Here is a 26183-nt window from a genome sequence, read left to right as displayed (position 1 = left end):
TATAACCACCTATATTATTTTTCGTTACCGGCTATACACTGTTGGTATAAATGATATAGTGGTTATAGTTAATGCCTTTTTTATTATTAAAACGTCTTATACATCATCGCTTTCAGGATGCGTTGCGGCGCCACTATGGCCAACTGCCGGGAGGCCTGGCCTTCACAGGCGACAAGTTGCCTGAACGTAAAGTGTATTAAGCGGCTTCATTTTACGCGCAAACGGATATCAGCATGAAACTACAACAGCTTCGCTACATCGTTGAGGTGGTTAACCATAACCTGAATGTTTCATCCACCGCCGAAGGGCTTTATACCTCCCAGCCAGGCATCAGTAAGCAGGTGCGTATGCTGGAAGATGAGCTCGGCATCCAGATCTTTGCCCGCAGCGGCAAGCATTTGACTCAGGTGACCCCTGCCGGGCAGGAGATCATCCGTATTGCCCGCGAGGTATTGTCGAAAGTCGATGCCATCAAATCTGTCGCCGGGGAGCATACCTGGCCGGACAAGGGGTCGCTGTATGTGGCGACCACCCATACCCAGGCGCGCTATGCCTTGCCGGGGGTGATCAAGGGCTTTATTGAACGCTATCCGCGGGTGTCGCTGCATATGCATCAGGGTTCGCCAACCCAGATCGCCGAAGCCGTGTCGAAAGGCAACGCCGACTTCGCTATTGCTACTGAAGCGCTGCATCTGTATGACGATTTGGTGATGCTGCCATGCTATCACTGGAACCGGTCGATCGTGGTGACGCCGGAGCATCCTCTGGCCTCCAGGGGCTCGGTGTCAATTGAAGAGCTGGCGCAGTATCCGCTGGTAACCTATACCTTTGGCTTCACCGGCCGTTCGGAACTGGATACCGCGTTTAACCGTGCGGGCCTGACGCCGCGCATTGTCTTTACCGCCACCGATGCCGATGTCATCAAAACCTATGTTCGCCTGGGACTCGGGGTAGGGGTGATTGCCAGTATGGCGGTGGATCCGGTCTCCGATCCGGACCTGGTGAAGCTGGATGCGAACGGTATCTTCAGCCACAGCACCACTAAAATAGGCTTCCGCCGTAGCACTTTCTTACGAAGCTACATGTATGATTTTATTCAACGTTTTGCACCCCATTTGACCCGGGATGTGGTGGATACCGCGGTGGCCTTGCGGTCGAATGAAGATATTGAAGCGATGTTCAAAGATATAAAACTACCGGAAAAATAACCCTGTAAAAAATAATGGCATTCCCTGTGGGGAGTGCCATTAACTAGCATGGTCCTTATTTAACAACTTAAACCTCGAACCAATCACAAAATTAATAATTTCTCGCAACACGTTTGTCATTATGCCCACCGCGATCAAATAACCGGTTAAATATATTCCATCAGACCTAATTTAGCTGGATTAATCTTTTATCCATAATTAAGATTTATCTGTACCTGATGATTTGAGCAATTGGTGGTGACAATATGATAAGTAATCTCGATTACATGAAACTGGCGATGTCATACGAAAATGACAAAACCGAAATCGATCCCGTTCTGCGTAGTCGCGTATGGGGCGTAGTGTTGGTAGGGCTGGCGATGTTCTGGAGTATCATCGCTCTCACCATCTGCAACATCTGGATTGTCAGCTAAAGCTGTAGGTCATCGTTGTAGATACATGTCATTTTTATGACAGTGAAAGGAAACTGTAATATAAAATCAGTGACCGGCAATACAGGGAGAATATATTTTGCCGTGGGATTCATCCAACCTGAAATCAATCACAAGAGCTAATCAGCCAACAGGCAATGATTAGCTCTTTTTTTGTCCTCGTGTACTAATACAATATCGCTTAAACAACTCCTCTGCACTATTTTGGTGCTATTTCCTCTGCGCTCTGATAATTGCCTTTTTATCCCTCTCCGTCCTATCGCATTTAGCAATTTGGGTTGTTATCAAAGTGTTATGCCCAGCATGTGTTATCTTTAATGGAGACCCTGAGGAGAATCGGGGTATGCCATCCCTGAGATAAAGGAGGAGCTATGTCGTCAACCCTACGAGAAGCCAGTAAGGACACGCTGCAGGTCAATGAGAAAACCTGGCATTACTACAGTCTGCCGTTGGCGCAGAAGCAGCTGGGCGATATCAGTCGACTGCCCAAGTCGCTGAAGGTGCTGATGGAGAACCTGCTGCGCTGGCAGGACGGTGACTCGGTAACTGAAGAAGATATTCGCGCCCTTGCCGGTTGGCTGCAGCAGGCCCATGCCGACCGGGAGATTGCTTATCGTCCGGCCCGCGTGCTGATGCAGGACTTTACCGGCGTGCCGGCGGTAGTGGATCTGGCCGCCATGCGCGAGGCGGTGAAACGCCTGGGCGGGGATACCTCGAAGGTGAACCCGCTTTCGCCGGTCGACCTGGTGATCGACCACTCGGTGACCGTCGACCGCTTCGGCGATGACGAGGCCTTCGAAGACAACGTCCGCCTGGAAATGGAGCGGAACCACGAACGCTACGCATTTTTGCGTTGGGGGCAGCAGGCCTTCAGCCGCTTCAGCGTGGTGCCGCCGGGCACAGGGATTTGCCACCAGGTCAACCTGGAATATCTCGGACGGGCGGTGTGGAGCGAAGAGGTGAACGGGAAGTGGATGGCGTGGCCGGATACCCTGGTGGGCACCGACTCCCATACCACCATGATTAACGGGCTCGGCGTGCTGGGCTGGGGCGTGGGCGGGATTGAAGCGGAAGCCGCCATGCTCGGCCAGCCGGTGTCGATGCTGATCCCGGACGTGGTCGGCTTTAAGCTCAGCGGTAAATTGCGCGAAGGCATTACCGCTACTGACCTGGTGCTGACGGTCACCCAGATGCTGCGCCAGCACGGCGTGGTCGGAAAATTTGTCGAGTTCTACGGTGACGGTCTGGATACCTTGCCCCTGGCCGATCGCGCCACCATCGCCAATATGGCGCCAGAGTATGGTGCCACCTGCGGTTTCTTCCCGATCGATGACGTGACGCTCAGCTATATGCGTCTCAGCGGACGCAGCGAAGAACAGGTAGCGCTGGTGGAAGCCTATGCCAAAGCGCAGGGCATGTGGCGCCAGCCGGGCGATGAGCCGGTCTTTACCAGTACCCTCGCGCTGGATATGGGCAGCGTTGAAGCGAGCCTCGCCGGGCCGAAGCGGCCGCAGGATCGCGTGGCGCTCGGCGATGTGCCGAAAGCCTTTGCCGCCAGCGGCGAACTGGAGGTTAACCACCTTCAGCGTCAGCGCCAGCCGGTGGCGTATACGCTGAACGGGCATCACTATTCGCTGCCGGATGGCGCGGTGGCCATTGCGGCAATCACCTCCTGTACCAACACCTCCAACCCCAGCGTGCTGATGGCCGCTGGCCTGCTGGCGAAAAAAGCCGTCGAACGCGGCCTGCAGCCGCAGCCGTGGGTGAAAGCTTCCCTGGCCCCTGGCTCGAAAGTGGTGTCAGATTATCTGGCCCATGCTGGCCTGACGCCTTACCTCGACCAGCTCGGCTTCAATCTGGTGGGGTATGGCTGTACCACCTGTATCGGTAACTCCGGTCCGCTGCCGGAACCGATTGAAGAAGCAATCAAAAAAGGCGACCTCACCGTCGGGGCGGTGCTCTCCGGCAACCGTAACTTCGAAGGGCGTATCCACCCGCTGGTGAAAACCAACTGGCTGGCCTCGCCGCCGCTGGTGGTCGCTTACGCGCTGGCGGGGAACATGAACATCGATCTCACCCGCGAGCCGCTGGGACAGGGCAGCGACGGTGAGCCGGTCTATCTGAAAGATATCTGGCCGAGCGGGGAGGAGATTGCCCGGGCGGTGGAACAGGTCTCCACGGAGATGTTCCGCAAAGAGTACGCGGAAGTGTTTTCCGGTACTGAGGAGTGGAGGGCGATCAAGGTGGAGGCGTCAGATACCTACGACTGGCAGGAAGATTCGACCTACATTCGCCTGTCGCCGTTCTTTGACGAGATGGGCGTCGAGCCGCTGCCGGTGGAGGATATTCACGGCGCGCGGATCCTCGCCATGCTGGGCGATTCAGTGACTACTGACCACATTTCGCCGGCAGGAAGCATCAAAGCCGATAGTCCGGCAGGCCGCTATCTGCAGGAGCATGGGGTTGCCCGGCGCGACTTTAACTCCTACGGCTCCCGTCGCGGTAACCATGAGGTGATGATGCGCGGCACCTTCGCCAATATCCGCATCCGCAACGAAATGGTGCCGGGGGTGGAAGGGGGGATGACCCGCCATCTGCCGGACCGCGAACCGGTGGCGATATACGATGCGGCGATGCTGTATAAAGCCGAGGGGATACCGCTGGCGGTGATTGCCGGTAAGGAGTATGGCTCGGGTTCCAGCCGCGACTGGGCGGCGAAGGGGCCGCGCCTGCTGGGGATCCGGGTGGTGATCGCCGAGTCCTTCGAACGTATTCACCGCTCCAACCTGATCGGGATGGGTATTCTGCCGCTGGAGTTCCCGCAGGGCGTCACCCGTAAAACGCTACAGTTGACCGGTGAAGAGCGGATTGATGTCAGTAATCTGCAGGCGCTACAGCCTGGCGCCACGGTGCCGGTGACCCTCACCCGCGCTGACGGCTCGCAGGAGGTGATCGCCTGCCGGTGCCGTATCGACACGGCGACCGAGCTCACCTACTACCGCAACGACGGCATCTTGCACTACGTCATCCGCAATATGCTGTAAAACGAAGGGCCAGCATCGCTGGCCCTCTCTTTACTCTGTCGCCGGTATTATTCCGCCGGCTTGCTGTTGAGCAGGTGGCCCATCTTGGCGGCTTTAGTGTCGAGATAATGGGCGTTTTTCGGGTTGCGTCCGACGATCAGCGGCACGCGCTCCACAATGTTAATCCCGGCTTCGCTGAGGATTTCCACTTTTTTCGGGTTATTGGTTAACAGTCGCACCTGCTCTACGTTGAGCAGTTTGAACATATCGGCGCACAGGGTGAAGTCGCGCTCATCGGCGGCGAAGCCAAGCTGATGGTTCGCTTCGACAGTGTCATACCCCTGATCCTGCAGCGCGTAGGCGCGGATCTTATTCAATAAACCAATGTTGCGACCTTCCTGACGATGATAGAGCAGGATCCCCCGGCCTTCTTCGGCGATATGCGACAGGGCCGCCTCCAGCTGAAAGCCGCAATCACAGCGCAGGCTAAACAGGGCATCGCCCGTCAGACACTCTGAATGAACGCGGGCGAGCACCGGCGCCTGCCCTGAGATATCGCCGTACACCAGCGCGACATGATCCTGTCCGGTTGCCAGTTCTTCAAAACCCACCATCAGGAAATCGCCCCAGGGGGTTGGCAGTTTGGCTTCTGCCACACGTTTAAGCTGCATGTGATTCTCCAGATTCTGTCAGCACCTGAATGTGCTTTCTGTTTACCGCTATTTTGCCACAACGCCGGGACGTTCTCCTAATCGCGAACGGTTAGCCGCGCGGAAAGCGCACAAACGATCTACTTTCCGCTATGATGTTCATCTAAAAGGAGAAGGAGAGAAAATGCTGTTGATTGCCCGACGAACCGCTCTTGCGGCGGCGCTGCTGCTGGTCATGCCCCTCACGGTCTGGCTGTCTGGTTGGCTGTGGCAGCCAGGACTACCGGTGGCATGGCTGAAAAGCCTCTGGTGGGTGACGGAAACGGTGACCCAGCCGTGGGGAATCATCACCCATGTTGTGCTGTGCGCCTGGTTTCTCTGGTGCTTGCGCTTTCGCCTGCGCGCGGCGCTGATTCTGTTCCTCATTCTTGCCGCCGCCATCCTGGTGGGACAGGGGGCCAAATCCTGGGTCAAGGCGCGGGTTCAGGAGCCGAGACCGTTTGTCATCTGGCTGGAAAACACAAGGCAGGTGCCGGTGACGCAATTCTACGCGTTAAAGCGCAAAGAACGCGCTAAACTGGTGCATGAGCAGCTGGCGCAGGCGCAGGACATCCCGCCGTTTTTACGCAAACACTGGCAGAAAGAGACCGGGTTTGCCTTCCCGTCAGGCCATACGATGTTCGCCGCCAGCTGGGCGCTGCTCGCTGCCGGGCTGTTGTGGCCGCGTCGGCGCTGGGGCACGATCGCGGTGCTGCTGGCGTGGGCGACGGCAGTGATGGGCAGTCGCCTGGCGCTCGGCATGCACTGGCCGCTGGATCTTATTGTCGCTACGTTGATTTCCTGGGTGCTGGTCACGGTGGCCTGCTGGCTGACGCAGCGTCTTTGCGGGCCGCTCTCGCCGCCGGGGGAAGAGGCGCAGGATATTAAAAAACGGATGCCTGAAGCGGAATAATGTTGATTTTAGCGGCATCCGACCGCATATCCTGTAGAGTTGCCGTGCTTTTTCGTTCCACCGCTGCGGCGAAAATGATACTTTATAGGGCTGAAAGCGGGCTTTTTTCGCGCAACCCACAGAACGGGAAGTCATGTGAAATATTTACTCATTTTCTTACTGGTGTTAGCAATCTTCGTCATTTCAGTGACGCTGGGGGCGCAGAATGACCAACAGGTCACTTTCAACTATTTGCTCGCTCAGGGTGAATTCCGCATTTCGACGCTGCTGGCGGTGCTGTTTGCCGCAGGCTTTGCCATCGGCTGGCTGATCTGCGGCCTGTTCTGGCTGCGGGTGCGCGTCTCGCTGGCGCGCGCGGAGCGGAAAATTAAGCGCCTTGAGCTCCAGATTGCCCCTGTCAGCCCGGCGGCTGTCGACGCAGGCGTGCCTGCGGTGAAGGAATAACCTCTTATGCTGGAGTTGTTGTTTCTGCTTTTACCCGTTGCCGCCGCCTACGGCTGGTACATGGGGCGCAGAAGTGCACAACAGTCCAAACAGGACGACGCGAGCCGCCTGTCACGGGATTACGTGGCGGGGGTGAACTTCCTGCTTAGCAACCAGCAGGATAAAGCCGTCGATCTGTTCCTTGATATGCTGAAAGAGGATACCGGTACCGTTGAGGCCCACCTGACGCTCGGCAACCTGTTCCGCTCGCGCGGTGAGGTCGACCGCGCGATCCGTATCCACCAGAGTCTGATGGAAAGCGCATCGTTAACCTACGATCAGCGCCTGTTGGCCGTCCAGCAGCTGGGGCGCGACTATATGGCCGCCGGGCTGTATGACCGTGCGGAAGACATGTTCAAACAGCTGGTGGATGAGACTGATTTTCGCCTCGGCGCGCTGCAGCAACTGTTGCAGATCTACCAGGCGACCAGCGACTGGCAGTCGGCTATCGAGGTGGCTGAGCGGCTGGTGAAGCTGGGCAAAGAGAAGCATCGTGGCGAAATCGCCAACTTCTGGTGCGAACTGGCCCTGCAGCAGATGGCGGCCAACGATCTGGATAAGGCGATGGCGCTGTTGAAGAAAGGCGCCGCCGCGGACCGCAACAGCGCCCGGGTGTCGATCATGATGGGTCGGGTGTGGATGGAGAAGGGCGACTACGCCAAAGCGGTGGAAAGCCTCGAGCGGGTTATCGATCAGGATAAAGAGCTGGTGGGTGAGACGCTGGAGATGCTGCAGACCTGCTATCAGCAGCTCGGCAAAGCCGATGAATGGGAAGTTTTCCTGCGCCGCTGCGTGGAGGAGAACGCCGGGGCGACCGCCGAACTGATGCTGGCGCAGATCCTTGAGCAGCGGGAAGGGGTCGAAGCGGCGCAAAACTACGTCACCCGGCAGCTGGAACGCCATCCCACCATGCGCGTCTTCCATAAGCTGATGGACTACCATCTCAATGAAGCGGAAGAAGGACGGGCGAAAGAAAGTCTTGGGGTGCTGCGAAACATGGTCGGCGAACAGGTGCGTAGCAAACCGCGCTACCGTTGCCAGAAATGCGGCTTTACCGCTCATACTCTCTACTGGCATTGTCCGTCCTGCCGCTCCTGGGCGACCATCAAACCTATTCGCGGCCTCGACGGCCAGTAAGGTCAAAAAAACAGACGCTTTAGTTACAACATACTTATCATTTCTTTCCCGTCGCCGCCTGCAGCCCCGGCATCGCCGTCGTCCGCGCAGGGCAAAACAGCAGCCTGTTATTTTGTTAGCTTCACAGGTAGAATGCTGCCCGTTTACCTTTTTTGCGCCCTCTGGCGCCCATCAACACTAAGGTCTGGTCATGACGTCAACAGCTATCCCATCTTCCCGCGCTGTCACTTCCTCTCCCGTTGTGGTTGCGCTTGACTATGATAATCGCGATAAAGCGCTGGCATTTGTCGACCGCATCGACCCGCGCGACTGCCGCCTGAAGGTGGGCAAAGAGATGTTCACCCTGCTGGGACCGCAGTTTGTCCGCGATCTGCATCAGCGTGGGTTTGAGGTGTTCCTGGACCTTAAGTTTCACGATATTCCCAACACCACCGCCCGCGCGGTGGCGGCGGCGGCCGAGCTTGGCGTATGGATGGTGAATGTCCATGCCTCCGGCGGCGCGCGGATGATGACCGCGGCACGCGAAGCGCTGCTGCCTTTTGGTCAAGACGCGCCGCTGCTCATCGCCGTCACCGTCCTTACCAGCATGGAGTCCAGCGATCTGCAGGATCTGGGCATTACCTTATCTCCGGCTGATTACGCGGCGAAGCTGGCGGCGCTGACCCAACGCTGCGGCCTTGACGGGGTGGTGTGTTCAGCTCAGGAGGCGGTACGCTTTAAGCATGAGCTGGGACAGGCGTTTAAGCTGGTCACCCCGGGTATCCGTCCGCAGGGCAGCGACGCTGGCGATCAGCGGCGGATCATGACGCCTGAGCAGGCTCAGGCGTCAGGGGTGGACTATATGGTCATTGGCCGCCCGGTTACCCAGTCGATCGATCCTGCCGCGACGCTGCGGGCGATCAACGATTCTCTGCGCAAGGGGGCATAATGAGCGATTCCAACAGCCGCCTGGTCTACTCCACCGAAACCGGGCGTATCGACGAGGCGAAACCGGCGCCGGTGCGCCCGAAAGGCGACGGCATAGTGCGGATCCAGCGCCAGACCAGCGGCCGCAAGGGCAAGGGCGTCTGTCTGATTAGCGGGATTGATGCCGACGATGCGGCACTCACTGCCCTGGCGGCAGAGCTGAAGAAGAAATGCGGCTGCGGCGGCGCGGTGAAAGAGGGTGTGATTGAGATCCAGGGCGACAAACGGGATTTACTTAAGGCGCTGCTAGAGGCGAAAGGGATGAAAGTGAAGTTAGCTGGCGGCTAATCGTTTTTTCAACCCTAATTAATGGCCAGGTGAAATAACAAGGCCGCGGTGAATGCCGCGGCCTTGAATGATTTAACGTGCGTAAGTCAATTCGTATGAATTATTCTTTTATTTCGTCAGGTAATTATATTATTTGCCGACCTGGTGACCAATAATACCACCGACTGCTGCGCCACCCAGGGTACCGAGTGCGCTACCGTCAGTTAACACCGCACCGCCGATGGCGCCGGCGCCTGCACCGATTGCAGTGTTACGATCGCGTTTAGACATGTTAGAGCAAGCGCTCAGAGACATTGCTACAGTGACAGCCAGAACAACAGCAGCCATTTTTTTGCTCGTTGAAGTCATCATTTTTTTCTCCTGAATAATCTATTCATGGATTACAGCGCTCCTTTAAGCATAGCCTGATAAAGCAGCTTTAGGGCAATTCCATGAAGTTAGGGTGCGCAGGTATCACGAAAATCACGCAGGTGATAGTCACTTCCTGTTATATCGCTAATAATAATTCTACTTTTTTTTAAATTTATCGTCAGGTAAAAAATCTTAATTACCGGCTCGGAATACTCTCAGAGCGTAATTTCGCCCCGTTCGGCGCGGTGGCAGGGCACGGGGCGGGTGGAATATCAGATGTACGGCACAATATCGACGGTCAGGCCGCTGCGCAACAACTGCTCACGGCAGTCGTTCGGCAGACGATCGTCGGTGATAACGCGATTAAAGCGGCCGGCTGGGCCAAGCGGATAGGGGTGCACCGCGCTGAATTTTGAGCTGTCGCTGAGGATAATCGCTTCGCAGTGCTTCTCCAGAACGGCGTTAACCACGTCCGCACGCATCATATCGCGGCCGGTAAAGCCGGTTTCCGCCTGCCAGCCATCGATCCCGATGAAGGCCTTACTGAAATGCACCTGTTGAATGAACTGGCGGGTCAGTGGGCCAACCATACTTTCACTGCGTTTCTGGTAAATCCCGCCCAGCAGGATCACCTCTCCCGGCGTCTCTTTCAGCAGATGGGCGATATAGCTGCTGACGGTGATGATGGTGATATCGCCGCGTTCAGCCAGGGTGCGCGCCAGCAGGGCGTTGCTGCTGCCGTTTTCGATAAATACCGTTTCGCCGGCATTCACCAGCGCCGCGGCGCGGCTGGCCAGTTCACGCTTAATGGCGAAATGGGTCATCATGCGGGTTTCGACATCTTCACTGTCCAATGGGACGGCGTAGCCATGGGTGCGGCGCAGATAGCTCTGCTTCTCCAGCAGGTTTAGATCCTGACGGATGGTGACCTCTGAGACACCGGTCATCTTCGCCAGATCGGCGACGCTCATGCGGCCTTTATCGATGACCACTTGCAAAATACTTTGTTGTCGGGCGTTCATAGCAACATCACTGTTAGGGGGCTATACGGCGAGCAACCGGTCAGCATCGCCGGTTGCGGCATGTGGGCGATAATCAGATTTCCCAGGGCGCTTTGGGTGGTTTGTTTTGCTCGGCGTCGTCTGCCGCCAGCGCCAGCAGTTCCGCTTTGAGGATTTCCAGATTATGGATCGCAGAGTGGTAATCACCGGCAACCAGAATATCCAGCACGGTATCGATACGTTGGGCGAGCAGGTGGGCATTCACATCTGACATGGCATTATCCTGGTAACAAAAACGAATGAAATCAATGATGCTAAAAATGGGTGAAAAAGAGAAGCGAAAAAAACGCACAACCTTAATCGTTGCGACGGAAATGACGGCACAGGGAGGAAAGAAGGAGCGGTTCCCGAAGGAACCGCTGTGAAGAGACGTCAGGCTGCCGGACGAGCAATGATGCTACGCGTTTCCATGCGGACTTCAGCGATAGTGACATCGATAACATCGGTCACTTTGTAGACCACTTCTCCCTTGATCTGCACGGTGCCGTTTTCCTGGCTGCAGACCAGTTCGTCGCGCACGGCGTGGAGGAACGGGGCCGGAATAAAGGCGACCGCGCCATTGTCCACCAGACGTACGCGCATACCACCGCGGCTGATGTCGATGATCTCCGCCGCAAAGCGGGTGTCGGTACCGGCTTTATCGTTGAGGAAACGGGCATACAGCCAGTCGGCGACATCGCGTTCGGCCATGCGGTTGAGACGACGGCGCTCCGCCATCTGCACGGTGGCTTCATCCTGTGGGCGCGCAATGGTTTCGCCTTTGATGATGGCCTTCAGCAGACGGTGGTTGATCATGTCGCCATACTTACGGATCGGCGAGGTCCATGTGGCGTAGGCCTCAAGACCAAGACCAAAGTGGGGGCCCGGCTCGGTGCTGATTTCAGCAAACGACTGGAAACGACGTATGCGGCTGTCGAGGAAACCGGTCGGCTGAGCGTCCAGTTCGCGGCGCAGCTTGCAGAAACCTTCCAGGGTGAGCACTTCCGTCGGATCAACGTGTACGTCGTGGGTCTTCAGCAGGGCCGCCAGCTGTTCGGTATTCGCCGGGTCGAAGCCGGTGTGGACGTTATAAACGCCGAAGCCAAGCTTGTCGCGCAGCACGCGGGCGGCACAGATGTTGGCGGCGATCATCGACTCTTCGACAATACGGTTGGCAATACGACGCGGCTCCGCGACGATGTCCAGCACTTCGCCTTTTTCGCCGAGGACGAAACGGTAATCCGGGCGGTCTTTAAACACCAGCGCGTGGGTCTGACGCCATTCGCTGCGGCGCTGACACACGTCCTTCAGCAGCGTAATTTGCTGCGCGATCGCTTCGCTGCCCGGCTGCCAGCTGTCGCGGCCTTCCAGCCAGTCAGAGACATCGTCATAGGCCAGCTTGGCTTTTGATTCGATGGTAGCGGCAAAGAACTCGATATTGTCTTCGATGGTGCCATCGGCCGCCAGGGTCATCCGGCAGGCCAACACCGGGCGCACTTCATTGGCACGCAGGGAACACAGGTCGTCTGACAGTTCGCGCGGCAGCATCGGGATGTTGAAGCCCGGCAGATAGTTGGTAAAGGCGCGTACTTTTGCGGCGTTATCCAGCTTGCTGCCTTCGGCAATCCACGCGGTCGGGTCAGCGATCGCCACCGTCAGCAACAGTTTGCCGTCGGCGCCAGATTCGACATACAGCGCATCGTCCATATCTTCGGTACTGGCGCTGTCAATGGTGACGAAGTCGAGGGCGGTCAAATCGCGGCGAGTCAGCCCTTCGTCGAGCATCTCGGTGGCGACGCCGTCCGGTGCCTCTTTCTCAAGATTATGGCGCGCCAGCGTCACCCACCACGGGACGAAGTGATCGTCGCTGAAGGTGATGAACTGGGTCAGCTCCGCGTAAAATCCGCGGTCGCCTTTTAATGGATGACGGCGCATTTCTGCGACGGCCCAGTCACCCTGTTTGAAATCATGCTCAACGCCACGGGCGGCGCGGCAGGGAATGGCGTCTTTCAGCAGCGGATGGTCAGGAACGATAGCGAGGCGATCGTCTTTCTTCTGGACTTTACCGACGAAACGGGTCAGGAAGGGCTCAACCAGCGATTCCGGTTCGGCGCTTTCGCGTTCTTTTTCAGAATGGATCACCGCAACGATACGGTCGCCATGCATCACTTTTTTCATCTGCGGCGGCGGAATGAAGTAGCTCTTCTGAGCGTCCACTTCGAGGAAGCCAAAGCCCTTTTCCGTGCCCTTAACGACCCCTTCCGCGCGCGGCGTCTGGGAATGCAGTTGCTGTTTAAGCTGCGCTAGCAGCGGGTTATCCTGAAACATAATTAGGTATTTTCGTGGCTAAAAGAGCGGCTGACATTTTTACGCGATTATGCCTGTCGCAGCAAGCGCTGTTTCAGCAATTTACGTCTGCTGACGCACATAGCCGAGGGCGATTTTCAGACGATTCATCCAGCCGCATAGTCCGCTCCAGGTTAACAGATCGATCGCCTGTTCCGCTGAGAGTCCATATTCGCCGAGGGGTGTTAACTGGGCGGCGCTAAACCGGTCCGGGGAGCGGGTTAACAACTGTACCGCGGTAACGAGCGCGCGCGACCGCGGATGCTGCCCAAGCCAGCGATGGAGAGCCTGATCGCCCTCGCGCAAATGGCTGCCGAACGCTTCATCACCGTGCCAGTGGGAGAGCCAGGCGTCAAAACAGGTGGCGCTGCCATTGGTGCGCGCGGTGAGTAAGGCGACCTGCGGGCCAAAGGTACCGTTGCCGCTGAGCTGGCGTAACAGCGTCTCCAGAGGCGCCATCAGCTGCGGGTCGCAGGCCAGCAACGGAGCCAGCGGGCCCAGGCCGGGCAGTGACTGCCAGCTGGCGATACGCCGCTGGCGCTCGTCATCGGCATACTGCAGATCGGGATCCTCAATGTCGGTTACCCACTCTCCAGGTGGGTTGACGAACAGGTCGGCGGGCGCCTCCTCTTGCTGCGGCATTCCGGGGATCCAGCGCACCGGGAAGCCCTGGGCCGCCTGCAGCACGGCAATCGCCCGCGCCTGGAAGCCGACGAAACCGATAATCTGGTTGATCAGGATAATATCCCGACTGGTCAGGCCCACTTCGTCCAGCTGGCTGCGGGAAAGGGCGTTAATGACGGAGGGTGAACCGGCGAGCTGACGAGCGTATTGGGTGATCTGCGCCAGACGACGGTTGCTCTCGCGCGAAGAGTCGGGCCCCGGCAGGGGCGCCAGGCGGGCGGCATAGTGGTTACACAGCCGCTGGACGCCGTAGACCTGGGCGACGGTGAGCGCAGTGCTCAGGCGATCGTAGGCGGTAAAGGTTTGCAGGCGGCTCACCGCCACCTGGTCGGGAAACAGCCGCTCGGCCAGCTGGCGCGCGGGGCGTAGCCAGCCTGCGTGGGCGTGTAGCCAGGCGTCCGGCAGCGTCAGGTCCAGCAAAAAGCGGTCTTCAACATGGGCGGCTTCAGGGACGAGCGGCAGGACATCCACCGGGCAGATTGTTGACTGGGTTTCGTGATACCAGTGGTTTTTGCCATTCACGCGGCGTGGCTCCATGGGCTTTCCTTGTTCGGTATGTGGCGAACCGCCGTTCCGCGGATCGTTTATGCAGAACTATCCTGGCGTAACCCGGAAGCAGGAGAAAATATTGATACGTGCTAACAAATAGCCGATTGGAATAACAGGGGGTGCACAAGGCCTCGGAAGGGAGAGCCCTCCTCACCGGGGCGAGGAGGGTAAGGAACTTATTTCAGTTCCAGCTCGTTCATGGCGGCGATGCTGAACCCGCCATCAACGTGAACGACTTCACCGGAGATACCCGCAGACAGGTTGGAGCACAGGAAGGCTGCGCTGTTACCCACGTCTTCAATGGTGACGGTGCGACGGATCGGGGTGACCGCTTCGCAGTGCGCCAGCATTTTACGGAAATCTTTGATACCGGACGCGGCCAGGGTACGGATCGGACCGGCGGAGATAGCGTTGACGCGAACGCCTTCCGGACCCATCGCGTTCGCCATATAGCGCACGTTAGCTTCCAGAGAGGCTTTCGCCAGACCCATGACGTTGTAGTTCGGGATCGCGCGCTCGGCGCCCAGGTAGGAGAGCGTCAGCAGAGCAGAGCCCGGGTTCAGCATTGTGCGGCAGGCTTTGGCCATCGCCACGAAGCTGTAGGCGCTGATGTCGTGCGCGATTTTGAAACCTTCGCGGGTGACCGCGTTGACGTAGTCGCCGTCTAACTGGTCAGCCGGGGCATAACCGATAGAGTGGACGAAACCATCGAATTTTGGCCAGACTTTTTCCAGCTCGGTGAACAGCGCGGTGATGCTCTCGTCTTCAGCAACGTCGCACGGCAGCACAATGTCAGAACCCAGCGCGGCAGCAAACTCTTCAACGCGACCTTTCAGTTTTTCATTCTGATAGGTGAATGCCAGTTCCGCGCCTTCGCGGTGCATTGCCTGCGCAATACCGTAGGCGATGGACAGTTTGCTGGCGACGCCAGTGATCAAAATGCGCTTACCGGAAAGAAAACCCATAGCTTTAATCCTTATCGTTATTGCTTATTTTTACTTTAACAATCATAACGTTAACATTGTTATTTCAAAATAACTCAAATTTAGCCAGGAATTATATCCCACTGACGACCCCTTGTGTCACGATATTTTTCAGCCGGCCCGCGCCGCGCGGGGCAAAAGCCGATCGTGATGGCTCAAGTATACCCTTTTCTCAGCTGATTATTTGAGCGCAATCGTTGCCAGCAGGAGGCGCCCATCGGCACCGAGAGGCCGCAGCTCGCCCGGGGCGTTGCCGCGCCAGCAGAGACCGCTGCCGGCGGCGCAGCGCCGCCCGGCCAGATCCCACTCCCCCTGCAGCACATAAGCGACGCCTTCGGTGGCCGCTCGCTGCCGGTCGCTCACCACTTCAACCTTCGCTGAGGCTCGACCCCGCTGGGTCATGACATTGAAGTCCAGTCCAGGCTCAACGATCCCGACGCTGGACAGCACGCACTCGCCGGGGAATGCCCACGGCTGCCAGAGCGCCAGCGGATGGTCGATCTCCTCCCCGCGCAGCCGTAGCGGTCGCCCCGCCAGCAAGACGATCGTCCGGTCGACCCCGGGGAAGGGGGAGAAAGGGCCATCGGCCTGCAGGGTGGCAATGCTCGCGCGCCAGAGAAAAGGGGCATCTACGGAAGGAACGGCGATAATTTCGCGCGTGGCGCCGGCACCGTTCTTCCACGGCGTGACGGGTAAAGTAGCGTAATCAAAATACGTGATCATAGTTTGCTCGGCGGAAATCTGGAGTGGATAGTATTTGTTACACGCTTGTCTCAATGTGCTTACAAATTATTTACAACAGGGCTCACAAATCCATCATTGAGCGCGTGTGCGGGTTTGTCAATGCTTGTATATACATGAGCAGTCATCTGCGAATTATCTTATCGCCGTGACCAGAGCCATCATGACAAAACGCGATCGGGAGAATGAAAATGCAACAGCGTATTACTTTCCGCCAGGCCTGCCTGGTCACCCTGTTTTCGGGGCTACTGCTGTCTGGTGGCTCAACATACGCTAAAGAGTGGAAATCGATCACCATCGCTACGGAAGGCGGCTATGAGCCCTGGAATCTGACGCTTCCCGGAGGGAAACTCAGCGGCTTCGAGCCCGAGCTAATGGCGAATTTATGCCAGCGAATGCAGATCGAATGCAAACTGGTGGTGCAGAACTGGGATGGCATGATTGCCGGACTTAACGCCGGAAAATATGACGTGATCATGGATGCTATCGTCGTCACCCCAGAGCGTTCGAAGGTAGTGGCCTTTACCCAGGCATACGCTGCCACGCCGGCCTCTTTCATTGCGGTAAAAGGGTCGCTGCTACCGCCGTCCCCGGCGGTCAAACTTCATGATGATGAGAAAGAGATTCAGGCGGCGATTGCGCCTCTGCGCGCGGCGTTGAAAGGGAAAACCATCGGCATCGCTTCCGGTACCGTCTACACCCCGTTTATTGATAAGTATTTCAAGGATATCGCTGACGTCCGGGAATATAACAACTCAGCGGATGCGATCCTCGACCTGCAGGCTGAGCGCATCGATGCGGTGTTTGATGATATTACCTTTGCCAACACCACCCTGTCACGTCCGGAGAATAGCAATCTGGCATTGAGCGGTCCGCTGATGAGCGGCCCAATCTGGGGAGGCGGTGAGGCGTTGGGTGTGCGCCTTACCGATACCGATCTCAAAGCGAAACTGGATAGCGCCATTCAGGCGGCGCTGGCCGATGGGACGGTAAAAAAACTGAGTGAGAAATGGTTTAAAAGCGACGTGACTCCCTGAGCGAGGCAACCATGTTAAATCTTCTGAGTTTGGGTGAAAACGGGTGGGGGACGCTGATCCTCAGCGCAACGCTGACCACGTTGCTGCTGTCGCTTGCAGCGCTGGCCGTCGGTGCGGGCGTGGGCGGCGTCATCGCCGCCGCGAAATTGTCCCGGCACGCGCCAGCGCGCTGGTTCGGCGCCGCCTGGTCGGTGGTATTCCGCGGTATCCCTGAATTACTGGTGATCTATCTGTTCTATTTTGGCGGCTCAGGGATGATTTCATGGCTGGGTCGCCTGTTTGGCGCAGACGGCTTTATTGAGGTGCCGCCATTTCTGATTGGCGCCCTGGCGATTGGTTTGATCTCCTCCTCGTATCAGGCGGAAGTCTACCGTGCTGCTCGCCTGGCGTTGATGCCCGGTGAAGTGGAGGCAGCTACCGCCATTGGCATGCCGCGCTGGCGGATCCTGCAGCGCATCCTGCTGCCGCAGATTGTCCGTTATTCGCTGCCGGGGTTGTCCAACGTCTGGCAGATGAGCCTCAAAGATTCGGCGCTGGTATCAGTGACCGGGATGGTTGAATTGATGCGCGCCAGCCAGATTGCCGCTGGCTCTACCCGCGATTATTTCCTGTTCTATCTCATCGGCGGCGGTTGCTATTTGATCCTGACGCTGCTCTCTAACCGCGCGTTTACCCGGGCGGAGAGCCATCTGAACCGCGCCTGGCTGCGTCGCAGCGCCGCGCAGGCGTAAGGAGCCCGTATGATTATCGATTTTGCCTTCCTCGGTGAGACGTTGTTGAAGCTCGGCGCGGCGCTGCCGGTGACGCTGGGGCTCTTTATCTGCTCTTTTATGCTTGGCGGCGTGCTGGCCCTTGGCGTTCTGGCGCTGCGAATGAGCCGCTGGCCGCTGGCAAGCGGCTTCGCCAAAGGCTATATCCTGATCTTTCGCGGCTCGCCATTACTGATCCAGTTGTTTCTCATTTATTACGGGCTGGGTCAGTTTGGGGTGATCCGCCACAGTTTCCTGTGGCCGCTGCTGCGCGAACCCTTCATCTGCGCCGTTCTGGCGCTGGCGCTCTGTACGGCGGCCTATACCGCGGAAATTCTGCGCGGCGGGTTGCTGGCGATACCGCCGGGCCAGATTGAAGCCGGCCAGGCTTGCGGTATGTCGCGCTGGCTGCTGCTGCGGCGGATCATTGCCCCGGTGATGCTGCGCTATGCGCTGCCAGCCTACTCCACGGAGGCCATTTTGTTGGTCAAGTCGACGGCGCTGGCAAGCCTGGTGACCGTCTGGGACGTCACGGGGGTGGCCCAACAGATTATTCAGCGTACCTACCGGACGATGGAGGTATTTCTCTGCGCGGCGGCCATCTACCTGCTGCTCAATTTCATCATTGTGCAGTTGTACGCCCTGCTTGAACGGCGTTTAACCCCGCATACCAGGCCAAATCCGGCGACCGTGTCGCTCAAGCCGATAACCAAAGGAGAGTAAGATGCTCGATTCACGTCCGGTGACCTTATCGGTCAGCGATATTCATAAGTCCTTTGGCTCCCTGGATGTCCTGAAGGGGATCACCATCCAGGCGCAGCAGGGCGATGTTATTTCGATCCTTGGCGCCAGCGGCTCCGGTAAAAGTACGCTGCTGCGCTGCATTAACCTGCTGGAAACGCCCGATGCCGGAGTGGTCAGCGTCGGCGGGGAGACGATTGAAATGAAACACCACGCTCGCGGGCATCGGCTGGCGGCGAATCCCCGGCAGATAGAGCGCCTGCGCTCGCGGCTGGGGATGGTCTTCCAAAGTTTTAACCTGTGGTCGCATATGACGGTCCTGCAGAATGTCATTGAGGGGCCGCATTATGTGCTCAAACGCGATAAACGGACCTGCATTGAACAGGCCGAGCAGCTGCTGGAGCGGGTGGGGATGTTGAACCGAAAGGATTTTTATCCGGCGCAGCTCTCCGGCGGCCAGCAGCAGCGCGTGGCGATAGCCCGCGCGCTGGCGATGGAGCCGGACGTCATGCTCTTTGATGAACCCACCTCAGCGCTGGATCCTGAACTGGTCGGCGAGGTGCTAAAGGTGATGCGCAGCCTGGCGGAGGAGGGACGGACGATGCTGGTGGTCACCCACGAGCTGGGATTCGCCCGCCATGTCTCCAACCGGGTGGTCTTTATGCACCAGGGGACGATTGACTGCGACGGCGCGCCTGAGGCGCTGTTTGGCAGCCAGGGATCCGCGCGCTTTAAGCAATTTATCTCCAGCCATCAACAGCCAGGACAGGTCGTATGAAAATGATCCAGTGGGGCGATGCGCCGATACGCTGGCAGGAGGTGGCTTGCGTCGCCCGGGGTGAGGCGACCTTGAGCCTCAGCGACAGCGCCTGGGCGCGTATCGCGCAAGGACGGGCGATCGTCCAGCATATCGTTAAAGCCGGCCAGGTAGCCTATGGGATCAATACCGGGCTGGGGGCGCTGTGCAATATTACGTTGCCGGAAGCACAGCTGCACCAGCTGTCGCGCAATACGTTGCTCAGCCATGCCTGCGGGGTGGGACCGTTGCTGGAGGTCGCCCCAACCCGGGCAATTATGTGCGCCGCGGTGGCCAATTTCAGCCACGGTAAATCCGGGATCTCCGCCGGGATAGTGCAGCAACTGTTGGCGTTTTTGCAGCATGGCGTCACCCCTCAGGTGCCCTCCCAGGGGTCAGTTGGCTATTTAACGCATATGGCGCATATTGGCCTGGCCCTGATGGGGGTTGGCGATGTGCTGTGGCAGGGGCGAACGTGGCCTGCGGCAGAGGTCCTGTCGCAGCTGAATCTGCAGCCCATCGCGCCGGGAGCTAAAGAGGGGCTGAGTCTGGTCAACGGTACGCCGTGCATGACCGGTCTGGCCTGTCTGGCGTTAGACGACGCCGAGCGCTTAATGGACTGGGCCGATGTAACCGGCGCGATGAGCTTTGAAGCGCTGCGCGGCCAGCTTGTGGCATTCGATGCCGAGATCCTGGCGCTGAAAGCCAGCCCCGGTATCCAGACCAGCGGCCAGCGGCTGCGTGAGCTGCTGGCGGACAGCCCTCTGCTGGCCGAAAGTCAAGGACTTCGCACCCAGGATGCGCTAAGCCTTCGCTCGATGCCTCAGGTGCATGGCGCCTGCCGCGATCAGTTTAGCCACGCGCAGACGCAGATAAATATCGAACTCAACGCCTGTACCGATAATCCGCTGATCCTGGGGACCGTTGAGCAGTGGCGGGTGGTCTCCCAGGCGCATCCGCACGGCGAATCAGTGGCAATGGCCTGCGATTTGCTGGCCATTGCCATGGCAGAGCTGGGCGCTATCGCTGAACGACGCCTTGACCGGCTGGTGAATCCTCTGGTGAGCGGGCTGCCGGCGTTCCTGGTCGCCCGACCGGGCGTGAATTCAGGGATGATGATTGCCCAGTACGTCGCCGCGTCGTTGTGCGCGGAAAACAAGCAGCTGGCGCAGCCAGCGGTGCTGGATAATTTTGTTACCTCGGCGTTGCAGGAGGATCATTTAAGTCTGGGCACCAGCGCTGCGCTGAAACTGCAGCGCCTGCTGGGCAACCTCTATCAGATCCTCGGCATCGAATATTTACTCGCTGCCCAGGGGCTCGATTTTCACGAGCCGCAGAAGCTGGCCGCGGGCACGCGCCGGGCGCGAGACCTGCTGCGCGAAAGCGTGCCTGGCTGGGAGGACGATCGTTGGCTGGCGCCGGACATTGCCAGCGCGGTGGCCATCCTTAAGCGAACCGCTGGCCACGCGCCGGCGTGAGGTCAGCGGGCGAGGTGAATGAGACGACGCTATTTGCCGTCTTTGCGCCAGGCGTCGGCGGTGAGAGCCTCACCGAAATGGCCGGCAATCAGACGTCGGGTCAGGTCGTGCAGCGGTGAGGCCAGCACATCGGCGGTGCTGCCGCGCTCAACCACTTCCCCGTTATGCATCACCAGCACCTGATCGCTGATGTGCTTCATCATGCCCAGGTGCTGGGTGACATAGATGTAGGAGATGCCCTGTTTCTCCTGCAGCTCCAGCATCAGGTTGATGAGCTGGGAGCGCATCGACATATCCAGCGAGGCCAGCGCCTCATCGCAGACGATGACCTTCGGGCGCAGGATCAGCGCCCGGGCGAGGCCAAGACGCTGCTTCTGACCCGGGGCCAGCATATGGGGATAGTAGCTGACGTGGTCCGGCAGCAGGCCGACCATGCGCAGGGTGTCGATGATCTGCTTCTGTCGCGCTTCGGCGTCGAGATCGGTATTCAGCCGCAGCGGAAAATCGAGGATCTGCGAGATGCGCTGGCGCGGGTTTAGCGACGTCGACGGATCCTGAAAGATCATGCGAATTTTCTGGCTGCGGTAGGAGTAATCCCCGAAGGTCAACGGATGGTCGTCGATCAGCACCTCGCCGCTGGTGGGCTCCACCATGCCCGCCAGCATCTTCGCGAGGGTGGATTTTCCGGAGCCATTCTCGCCGATAATCGCCAGCGTCTGCCGTTCGCGCAGGGTAAAACTCAGCGGCTTAACCGCCTCCACCGTCTGGCGGTGAAACCAGCCGGTGCGGTAGCGAAAGGTCTTACTGAGTTGGCGCACTTCCAGCAATGTTTCGACCATTTCACTCTTTCTCCATGTTCAGCGGGAAATGACAGGCGTACAGGTGATTGCGCACCCCGGTAAGACGCGGCGTTTCAATACACTCGCGCTGGGCGTACGGGCAGCGGGGCCCCAGCCGGCAGCCGATGGGCAGCTGCTCCAGCAGCGGGATCGCCCCCGGCAGGGTGTTGAGGCGGCTTTTATGCGGCATGGCGCTGCCAAAATCCGGGATCGCGCGGATTAACGCCTGGGTGTAGGGGTGATGCGGCAGGGTGATCAGCTCTTCGCTGGGCCCGCTCTCCACCGTCTGCCCGCAGTACATGACGTTGATTTTATCCGCCCATTTGCTGAGCATCTGCAGGTCGTGGCTGATCAGCAAAATGGTGGTGTTGTTGTTCTGGTTGAGCCGCGTCAGCAGGCGGATAATCTGCGCCTGAGTCGTTGGTTCCATGGCGTTGGTCGGTTCATCGGCGATCAGCAGGCGCGGCTGGTTGGCCAGGGCGATGGCAATCATCACCTTCTGGCACTCGCCTTCGGTCAGCTGATAGGGGAAGCTGCGCATGGCGTCTTTGTGATCTTTAATTCCGACGCGGTGCAACAGCTCGATGGCCCGACGCTTGCGCCAGCCCAGCCGCTGCCACCAGCGCCCTTTGTAGGTCCAGCCGGGGATACTCTGGATCAGCTGCTGGCCGATGCGCTCAGAAGGATCGAGGCACGACTGCGGCTCCTGGAATATCATTGACACGTTGTGGCCGATCAGCTTTCGGCGCTCGCGGTTCGACAGCCGCAGCAGGTCGATGTCGTCGAAGCGCATGCGGTCGGCCGTGACCCGCCAGTTGTCCTTTGTCACGCCGCAGATAGCTTTGGCGATCAGGCTCTTTCCGGAGCCGGATTCCCCGACCAGGCCACGGATTTCGCCTTCGGTCAGGGTCAGGCTGACGCGATCGACGGCTTTCACCCAGCCTTCGTTGGTTTTAAATTCGATGGTTAAGTGACGAATATCGAGTAACGGCATTATTCTACCCCGGCAATGATCGCCCGGCGAATACCGTCGCCCAGCAGGTTGACCAGCAGTACGCTGAGCATAATCGCGGCCCCGGGCAGCATCACGGTCCACGGCGCAACATAGATAAGCTCCAGCGCATCGCCCAGCATCGCTCCCCATTCCGGCGAAGGCAGCTGAGCGCCGAGGTCAAGAAAGCCCAGCGCGGCGATATCCAGAATAGCCATCGACAGGGCGCGGGTGATCTCGGTCACCAGGCCGGAGGCGATATTGGGCAGAATGGCGAACAACAGAATATTCAGCGTCGACGCCCCGTCGAGGCGGGCGGCGATGATGTACTCTTTCTCCAGCTCATCGTGGACCATGCTGTAGACGGAACGCACCATCCGCGGCAGCAGCGCCAGCCAGACGGCAAACATCGCATGGCTGAGGTGCGGCCCGGCAAAGGCGACGACGATGATGGCCAGCAGTAGCGAGGGGATGGAGAGCAGGGTATCGAGGATATGGTTCATCACCGCCGAGCGCAGGCCGTGGGTCGACCCGGCAATGACGCCCAGCACCAGGCCAAACAGCGTGGCGCCAAGGGTGACGACAAAAGCGCCGCCGACGGTCGGCGCCGCGCCGCTCAGCAGCCGGCTGAGCACATCGCGCCCCAGGTCATCGGTCCCGAGGAAGAAAGAGACTTCGCCATAGCGCGACCACGATGGCGGCAGCAGCTGGTAGCCGAGGAACTGCTGGTCGATGCCGTAGGGGGCGAACCAGCCGCCGAAGACGCAGAGCAGCAGCAGCCCTGCGCAGCCGTACAGGCCGATCATCGCCGTGGTGTCGCCATAGAATTTACGCCATACGGTGCGCAGCGCGCCGGGCGGACGCTTTTCCAGATAAACGCTATCGTAGGGCATATGAATCCGTTTTAAGTTTGTTAGTCATGCTTTAAGTCTTTTCAAAAATCCCGCTAATACCAACGCCTTGCCAGCATTGAGTGCTTTAATTTTGTGTGTTCTGCATTGATTTGAAGGTTATCAATTTAACCAAAATGTGTACACTGATGTGTATATCTTCTTCCGGAGTGTACACATTGCTTACAGACACAAAATTAAGAAAAGCTCTTGGCAAAAAGAGAGACCAGATCGAGGTCATATCGGACGCTCATGGTCTGAATGTCCGGTTGTCTACTTCCGGCAGTATAACATTCTTTTACCGCTACAGATGGAACGGGAAAGCCGCTCAGCTAACGATTGGCGATTATCCCACCACCTCCTTATCTCAAGCTCGCGAACGTAGACAGCAGTTCAGGGCCTGGTTGACAGAAGGACTCGATCCGAGACGGCAAACAGTTCTGGAGAAACAGAAAAAAGTCGAAGCGCTCACCGTTAAAGAGGCTTTCGATTACTGGGAAAAGTATTACTGCATCCCTGAAGGTCTTGTGAAAATCAAGGTTAACCGGCGGGACTTCAATAACCATATAGCGCCTGTGCTGGGGAACATGATTGTTGATCAGACCACTAAAGCGCACTGGCTTAACCTTTTTGATGGCATGGGGCGAAGAGTTGTCACTGGTCAGATGCTTGGGCTGATGCAGCGTACGTTCCGTTTTTGCTCCAATCGAGGGGTAATTAATGTGAACCCAATTGAGAGCCTTAGACGCTCTGACGTAGGTCTCACAGCATCCGTAAAAGATCGCAGATTGAGTGATGAGGAAATCAAAACAGTTTGGAACATCCTTCCTGAATTGAAATACAGACAACAGCTGATAATGAAGTTTCTCATCATGACTGGCTGCCGGAGTACGGAGATCAGGACAGCAAGATGGGAGTGGTTCGATTTCCATGAGCAAACGTGGACCATTCCGGCAAGCGATTATAAAACCGGGAAATCGGTCAGAAGGGCACTTCCCGAGGCAGTAGTAAGAATGATGTTAGCAGAGAAGGAAACGTCAGTTTCAAAACACGTTGTGACACTGTCACGCTACAGGGGGCCAGAAGATGACAGACCGCCACTACAACCAAACGTCGCTCTGTTTTCTGCTCAGATTATAGCTAAAACAGGCATGAAGCCCTGGTCTCTCCATGACCTCAGACGAACAGTGGCGACACGCCTTTCTGAATTAGGTGCGCCGCCACATGTTGTGGAAAAACTGCTTGGCCATCATATGGCAGGTGTCATGGCATGTTATAACCTGCATGATTATCTGGATGATCAGCGTCACTGGCTTGCTGTTTGGCAGGATCACCTTGAGAAGCTGGTTGGTCAGCCTCTGGTTTGATCCCCACGTTATCCTCCCAGGCCAGCAGGTCTGAAAGTCTCCACCTTTTAGGACTGCCATTTATTTTAGGCTGCGGGAATGGCTGAGCAAAGTAAGAGGGCATCCGGGATGGGGTGCTCCAGAAATAGAGTGTGCTGCGCGATATTTTGTATCTGGACAGAACGTCATCGGTTATCAAAATTTCATCTGATTTATGAGATGTATTAGTCATAAAAACCCCTTAGTTACATTGTCCAGGCAGATGGTGTAGCCGGCGCGCGCAGCTCATGGCTGTGGCCACATAGCTACTTTTTCTGTTAACAACTTCTACAGTGATCTTTGAGCCTTGAACCACCACCGTATAAGTTCTTTTCGTTTTCTGTCGCCCGTAGGCTCCATAAAGCTCAACGTGTTTTGCCAGTGCCGCATCGCACGCCTGGCGGCCCAGTGGTGATTGTTTGCTTCGGTTAATCAGTCGCATATTCACCTCACACAAAGACATCAACCGGATCGCCAGCTGCGCGCGCGTTGTCGTTCGCTTCACGGCGGAGGCCGAGAACATAGCCAACGGGATCCCAACTGGACAGAATCGCATTGAGCTCTTTATGGCTGTGCCGGGTTGTCAGGCGTTTTTTAAGCTCGCTGGCGCAGGCGCGCACGTTCGCCCGGGTGGGGCCGGCCATCTTCATGCATAAGCACAAAGTCAGAAGCAGATCCGAATATTCGTCGGCGGCTGCACGCAATGCTGCCGGGTCGATGCTGGCTTCCAGCTCAGGTAATCGATGTTTAAGACTCATGCTGTCAGCTCCTCAATTCGTTTGAACTTAATAACCCAAACCCAGGGGTTGGCTTTCCAGCTCTCCTCGCCGTAGATTGAGTCCCACAGCTCGCGGAATGCTAAACCGGCTTCCATAGGGCCAGATGCGGCAATAACACCCTCGGCGCGTGCATCGTCCTGGCTCATGCTGCGTAGGCGTTCAACGCGCACGTTGGTGATTTCCAACAGAATGCGGCTGGCTGCTCTCGGCATATGAATGGAAGGTTTCCAGCACGAACGGCCATCTTCATAACCATCGTCATCACCCCAGGTAAAATCACCATCAGCTGCATAAATGGCGTAGCCAGAGTAATTGCCATTGCCAAACGGCATTTCGTGGATGGCAGTCGCTGGACGATCAGGAACCCAGTCAATCATCAAGCCATCGTCACTAAAGGCGTGACTGACAACGCCCCAAGTTTCACGCACCCAGATGCGGTCGCCGACGGCGCCGAACGGGCATGGGTGCCAGAAGTCGCAAGCATGCTCTGCGTCTTCGCTCCACGGCCATTTGCTACCGTCTTCGCGCTCACCAATTTCAGTGAACCGAGTCTGTTTCCATTTGATAGGCCGCCGGGTCTGCGTCTTCCTACCGTCGAGAAGCGCCCGCACCATCTCAGCGTTAAAAATCATTCCGCGCTCAGAAATTTTCGTCATATCGTTACCG

The 26183-nt window shown here is 57.6% G+C and carries 28 protein-coding genes; 14 read left to right on the top strand and 14 right to left on the bottom strand.

Going from position 1 to position 26183, the window contains the following annotated elements:
* Positions 1-233 precede the first annotated feature (233 nt).
* From cysB to acnA, 3 genes are all read left to right on the top strand, one after another.
* Positions 234-1208, top strand: coding sequence for an HTH-type transcriptional regulator CysB (gene cysB / locus GT756_RS01595; RefSeq protein WP_004203875.1), 975 nt, complete (start codon positions 234-236; stop codon positions 1206-1208).
* Between the two features lie 245 nt (positions 1209-1453).
* Positions 1454-1621, top strand: coding sequence for a YmiA family putative membrane protein (locus GT756_RS01590; protein ID WP_017898677.1), 168 nt, complete (start codon positions 1454-1456; stop codon positions 1619-1621).
* Between the two features lie 389 nt (positions 1622-2010).
* A complete protein-coding gene (acnA, locus tag GT756_RS01585) occupies positions 2011-4683 on the top strand; it encodes an aconitate hydratase AcnA (RefSeq protein WP_160124523.1) in 2673 nt (890 codons plus the stop codon).
* 47 nt (positions 4684-4730) lie between these two features.
* Here the strand turns inward: acnA and ribA are convergent, their stop codons facing one another.
* Complete coding sequence (gene ribA, locus GT756_RS01580; RefSeq protein ID WP_004203877.1) at positions 4731-5333, bottom strand: GTP cyclohydrolase II; 603 nt, start codon at positions 5331-5333, stop codon at positions 4731-4733.
* 163 nt (positions 5334-5496) lie between these two features.
* Between ribA and pgpB the strand changes: the two genes are divergently transcribed.
* From pgpB to yciH, 5 genes are all read left to right on the top strand, one after another.
* A complete protein-coding gene (gene pgpB, locus GT756_RS01575) occupies positions 5497-6264 on the top strand; it encodes a phosphatidylglycerophosphatase B (RefSeq protein WP_004203878.1) in 768 nt (255 codons plus the stop codon).
* Positions 6265-6399: 135 nt separating this feature from the next.
* Complete coding sequence (locus GT756_RS01570; RefSeq protein WP_160124522.1) at positions 6400-6708, top strand: LapA family protein; 309 nt, start codon at positions 6400-6402, stop codon at positions 6706-6708.
* Between the two features lie 6 nt (positions 6709-6714).
* On the top strand, positions 6715-7884 hold the full coding sequence (gene lapB / locus GT756_RS01565; protein WP_004203879.1) for a lipopolysaccharide assembly protein LapB: 1170 nt from the start codon (positions 6715-6717) through the stop codon (positions 7882-7884).
* A gap of 190 nt (positions 7885-8074) precedes the next feature.
* Positions 8075-8812, top strand: a complete 738-nt coding sequence (gene pyrF / locus GT756_RS01560; protein WP_004203880.1) for an orotidine-5'-phosphate decarboxylase — start codon at positions 8075-8077, stop codon at positions 8810-8812.
* Complete coding sequence (gene yciH / locus GT756_RS01555) at positions 8812-9138, top strand: stress response translation initiation inhibitor YciH (RefSeq protein WP_004203881.1); 327 nt, start codon at positions 8812-8814, stop codon at positions 9136-9138. The genes pyrF and yciH overlap by 1 nt, the downstream gene beginning before the upstream one ends.
* A 129-nt stretch (positions 9139-9267) precedes the next feature.
* Here the strand turns inward: yciH and osmB are convergent, their stop codons facing one another.
* The 7 genes from osmB to GT756_RS01520 form a co-directional block, all read right to left on the bottom strand.
* Positions 9268-9486, bottom strand: coding sequence for an osmotically-inducible lipoprotein OsmB (gene osmB / locus GT756_RS01550; RefSeq protein ID WP_002901783.1), 219 nt, complete (start codon positions 9484-9486; stop codon positions 9268-9270).
* Positions 9487-9761: 275 nt separating this feature from the next.
* The gene (locus GT756_RS01545) at positions 9762-10511 is read right to left on the bottom strand and encodes a DNA-binding transcriptional regulator YciT (RefSeq protein ID WP_004203882.1); all 750 of its coding nucleotides are present in this window, start codon (positions 10509-10511) and stop codon (positions 9762-9764) included.
* Between the two features lie 73 nt (positions 10512-10584).
* Entirely contained in the window at positions 10585-10764 is a 180-nt protein-coding gene (locus GT756_RS01540) for a hypothetical protein (protein ID WP_004203883.1), read from the bottom strand.
* 158 nt (positions 10765-10922) lie between these two features.
* Positions 10923-12857, bottom strand: coding sequence for an exoribonuclease II (locus tag GT756_RS01535; RefSeq protein ID WP_032455876.1), 1935 nt, complete (start codon positions 12855-12857; stop codon positions 10923-10925).
* 81 nt (positions 12858-12938) lie between these two features.
* Positions 12939-14096, bottom strand: coding sequence for a carboxymuconolactone decarboxylase family protein (locus tag GT756_RS01530; RefSeq protein ID WP_065904009.1), 1158 nt, complete (start codon positions 14094-14096; stop codon positions 12939-12941).
* Positions 14097-14284: 188 nt separating this feature from the next.
* Positions 14285-15073 (bottom strand): enoyl-ACP reductase FabI, encoded by a 789-nt coding sequence (fabI, locus tag GT756_RS01525; RefSeq protein ID WP_004203888.1) that lies wholly within the window; start codon positions 15071-15073, stop codon positions 14285-14287.
* 198 nt (positions 15074-15271) lie between these two features.
* The gene (locus GT756_RS01520) at positions 15272-15814 is read right to left on the bottom strand and encodes a HutD family protein (protein ID WP_004203889.1); all 543 of its coding nucleotides are present in this window, start codon (positions 15812-15814) and stop codon (positions 15272-15274) included.
* Positions 15815-16023: 209 nt separating this feature from the next.
* Here GT756_RS01520 and GT756_RS01515 point away from each other — a divergent pair, with 209 nt between their 5' ends.
* Genes GT756_RS01515 through hutH form a run of 5 tightly spaced genes read left to right on the top strand, consistent with a single transcriptional unit; the run spans position 16024 to position 20633 of the window.
* A complete protein-coding gene (locus GT756_RS01515; RefSeq protein ID WP_053810521.1) occupies positions 16024-16869 on the top strand; it encodes a transporter substrate-binding domain-containing protein in 846 nt (281 codons plus the stop codon).
* A gap of 11 nt (positions 16870-16880) precedes the next feature.
* Entirely contained in the window at positions 16881-17600 is a 720-nt protein-coding gene (locus GT756_RS01510; RefSeq protein ID WP_004203892.1) for an ABC transporter permease, read from the top strand.
* Positions 17601-17609: 9 nt separating this feature from the next.
* Complete coding sequence (locus GT756_RS01505; RefSeq protein ID WP_004203893.1) at positions 17610-18341, top strand: ABC transporter permease; 732 nt, start codon at positions 17610-17612, stop codon at positions 18339-18341.
* A 1-nt stretch (position 18342) separates the two neighbouring features.
* Positions 18343-19137, top strand: a complete 795-nt coding sequence (locus tag GT756_RS01500) for an ABC transporter ATP-binding protein (RefSeq protein WP_017900863.1) — start codon at positions 18343-18345, stop codon at positions 19135-19137.
* Entirely contained in the window at positions 19134-20633 is a 1500-nt protein-coding gene (hutH, locus tag GT756_RS01495; RefSeq protein ID WP_023318042.1) for a histidine ammonia-lyase, read from the top strand. The genes GT756_RS01500 and hutH overlap by 4 nt, the downstream gene beginning before the upstream one ends.
* Before the next feature lie 29 nt (positions 20634-20662).
* Here hutH and sapF read toward each other — a convergent pair whose 3' ends face one another.
* From sapF to sapC, 3 genes are read right to left on the bottom strand one after another with little or no spacing between them, the layout of a single operon-like run.
* Positions 20663-21472, bottom strand: coding sequence for a putrescine export ABC transporter ATP-binding protein SapF (gene sapF, locus GT756_RS01490; protein ID WP_004203898.1), 810 nt, complete (start codon positions 21470-21472; stop codon positions 20663-20665).
* Position 21473: 1 nt separating this feature from the next.
* Positions 21474-22466: a putrescine export ABC transporter ATP-binding protein SapD gene (gene sapD / locus GT756_RS01485; RefSeq protein WP_004203899.1), complete on the bottom strand. Its 993-nt coding sequence runs from the start codon at positions 22464-22466 to the stop codon at positions 21474-21476.
* A complete protein-coding gene (sapC, locus tag GT756_RS01480) occupies positions 22466-23356 on the bottom strand; it encodes a putrescine export ABC transporter permease SapC (protein WP_004151901.1) in 891 nt (296 codons plus the stop codon). Before sapC ends, sapD begins: the two co-directional genes overlap by 1 nt.
* A gap of 146 nt (positions 23357-23502) precedes the next feature.
* Between sapC and GT756_RS01475 the strand changes: the two genes are divergently transcribed.
* Positions 23503-24720, top strand: a complete 1218-nt coding sequence (locus tag GT756_RS01475) for a site-specific integrase (RefSeq protein ID WP_174562418.1) — start codon at positions 23503-23505, stop codon at positions 24718-24720.
* 220 nt (positions 24721-24940) lie between these two features.
* Here GT756_RS01475 and GT756_RS01470 read toward each other — a convergent pair whose 3' ends face one another.
* From GT756_RS01470 to GT756_RS01460, 3 genes are read right to left on the bottom strand one after another with little or no spacing between them, the layout of a single operon-like run.
* Entirely contained in the window at positions 24941-25180 is a 240-nt protein-coding gene (locus GT756_RS01470; protein WP_004892750.1) for a DUF4060 family protein, read from the bottom strand.
* A gap of 7 nt (positions 25181-25187) precedes the next feature.
* Complete coding sequence (locus tag GT756_RS01465) at positions 25188-25496, bottom strand: hypothetical protein (RefSeq protein ID WP_102012728.1); 309 nt, start codon at positions 25494-25496, stop codon at positions 25188-25190.
* A complete protein-coding gene (locus GT756_RS01460) occupies positions 25493-26164 on the bottom strand; it encodes a hypothetical protein (protein ID WP_102012731.1) in 672 nt (223 codons plus the stop codon). The genes GT756_RS01465 and GT756_RS01460 overlap by 4 nt, the downstream gene beginning before the upstream one ends.
* Between the last annotated feature and the right edge of the window lie 19 nt (positions 26165-26183).

This window comes from Klebsiella sp. Q2, from assembly GCF_009900705.1.
GTDB classification, from domain to species: Bacteria; Pseudomonadota; Gammaproteobacteria; order Enterobacterales; family Enterobacteriaceae; genus Klebsiella; species Klebsiella quasipneumoniae.
This window is presented reverse-complemented; position numbering and strand designations above follow the sequence as displayed.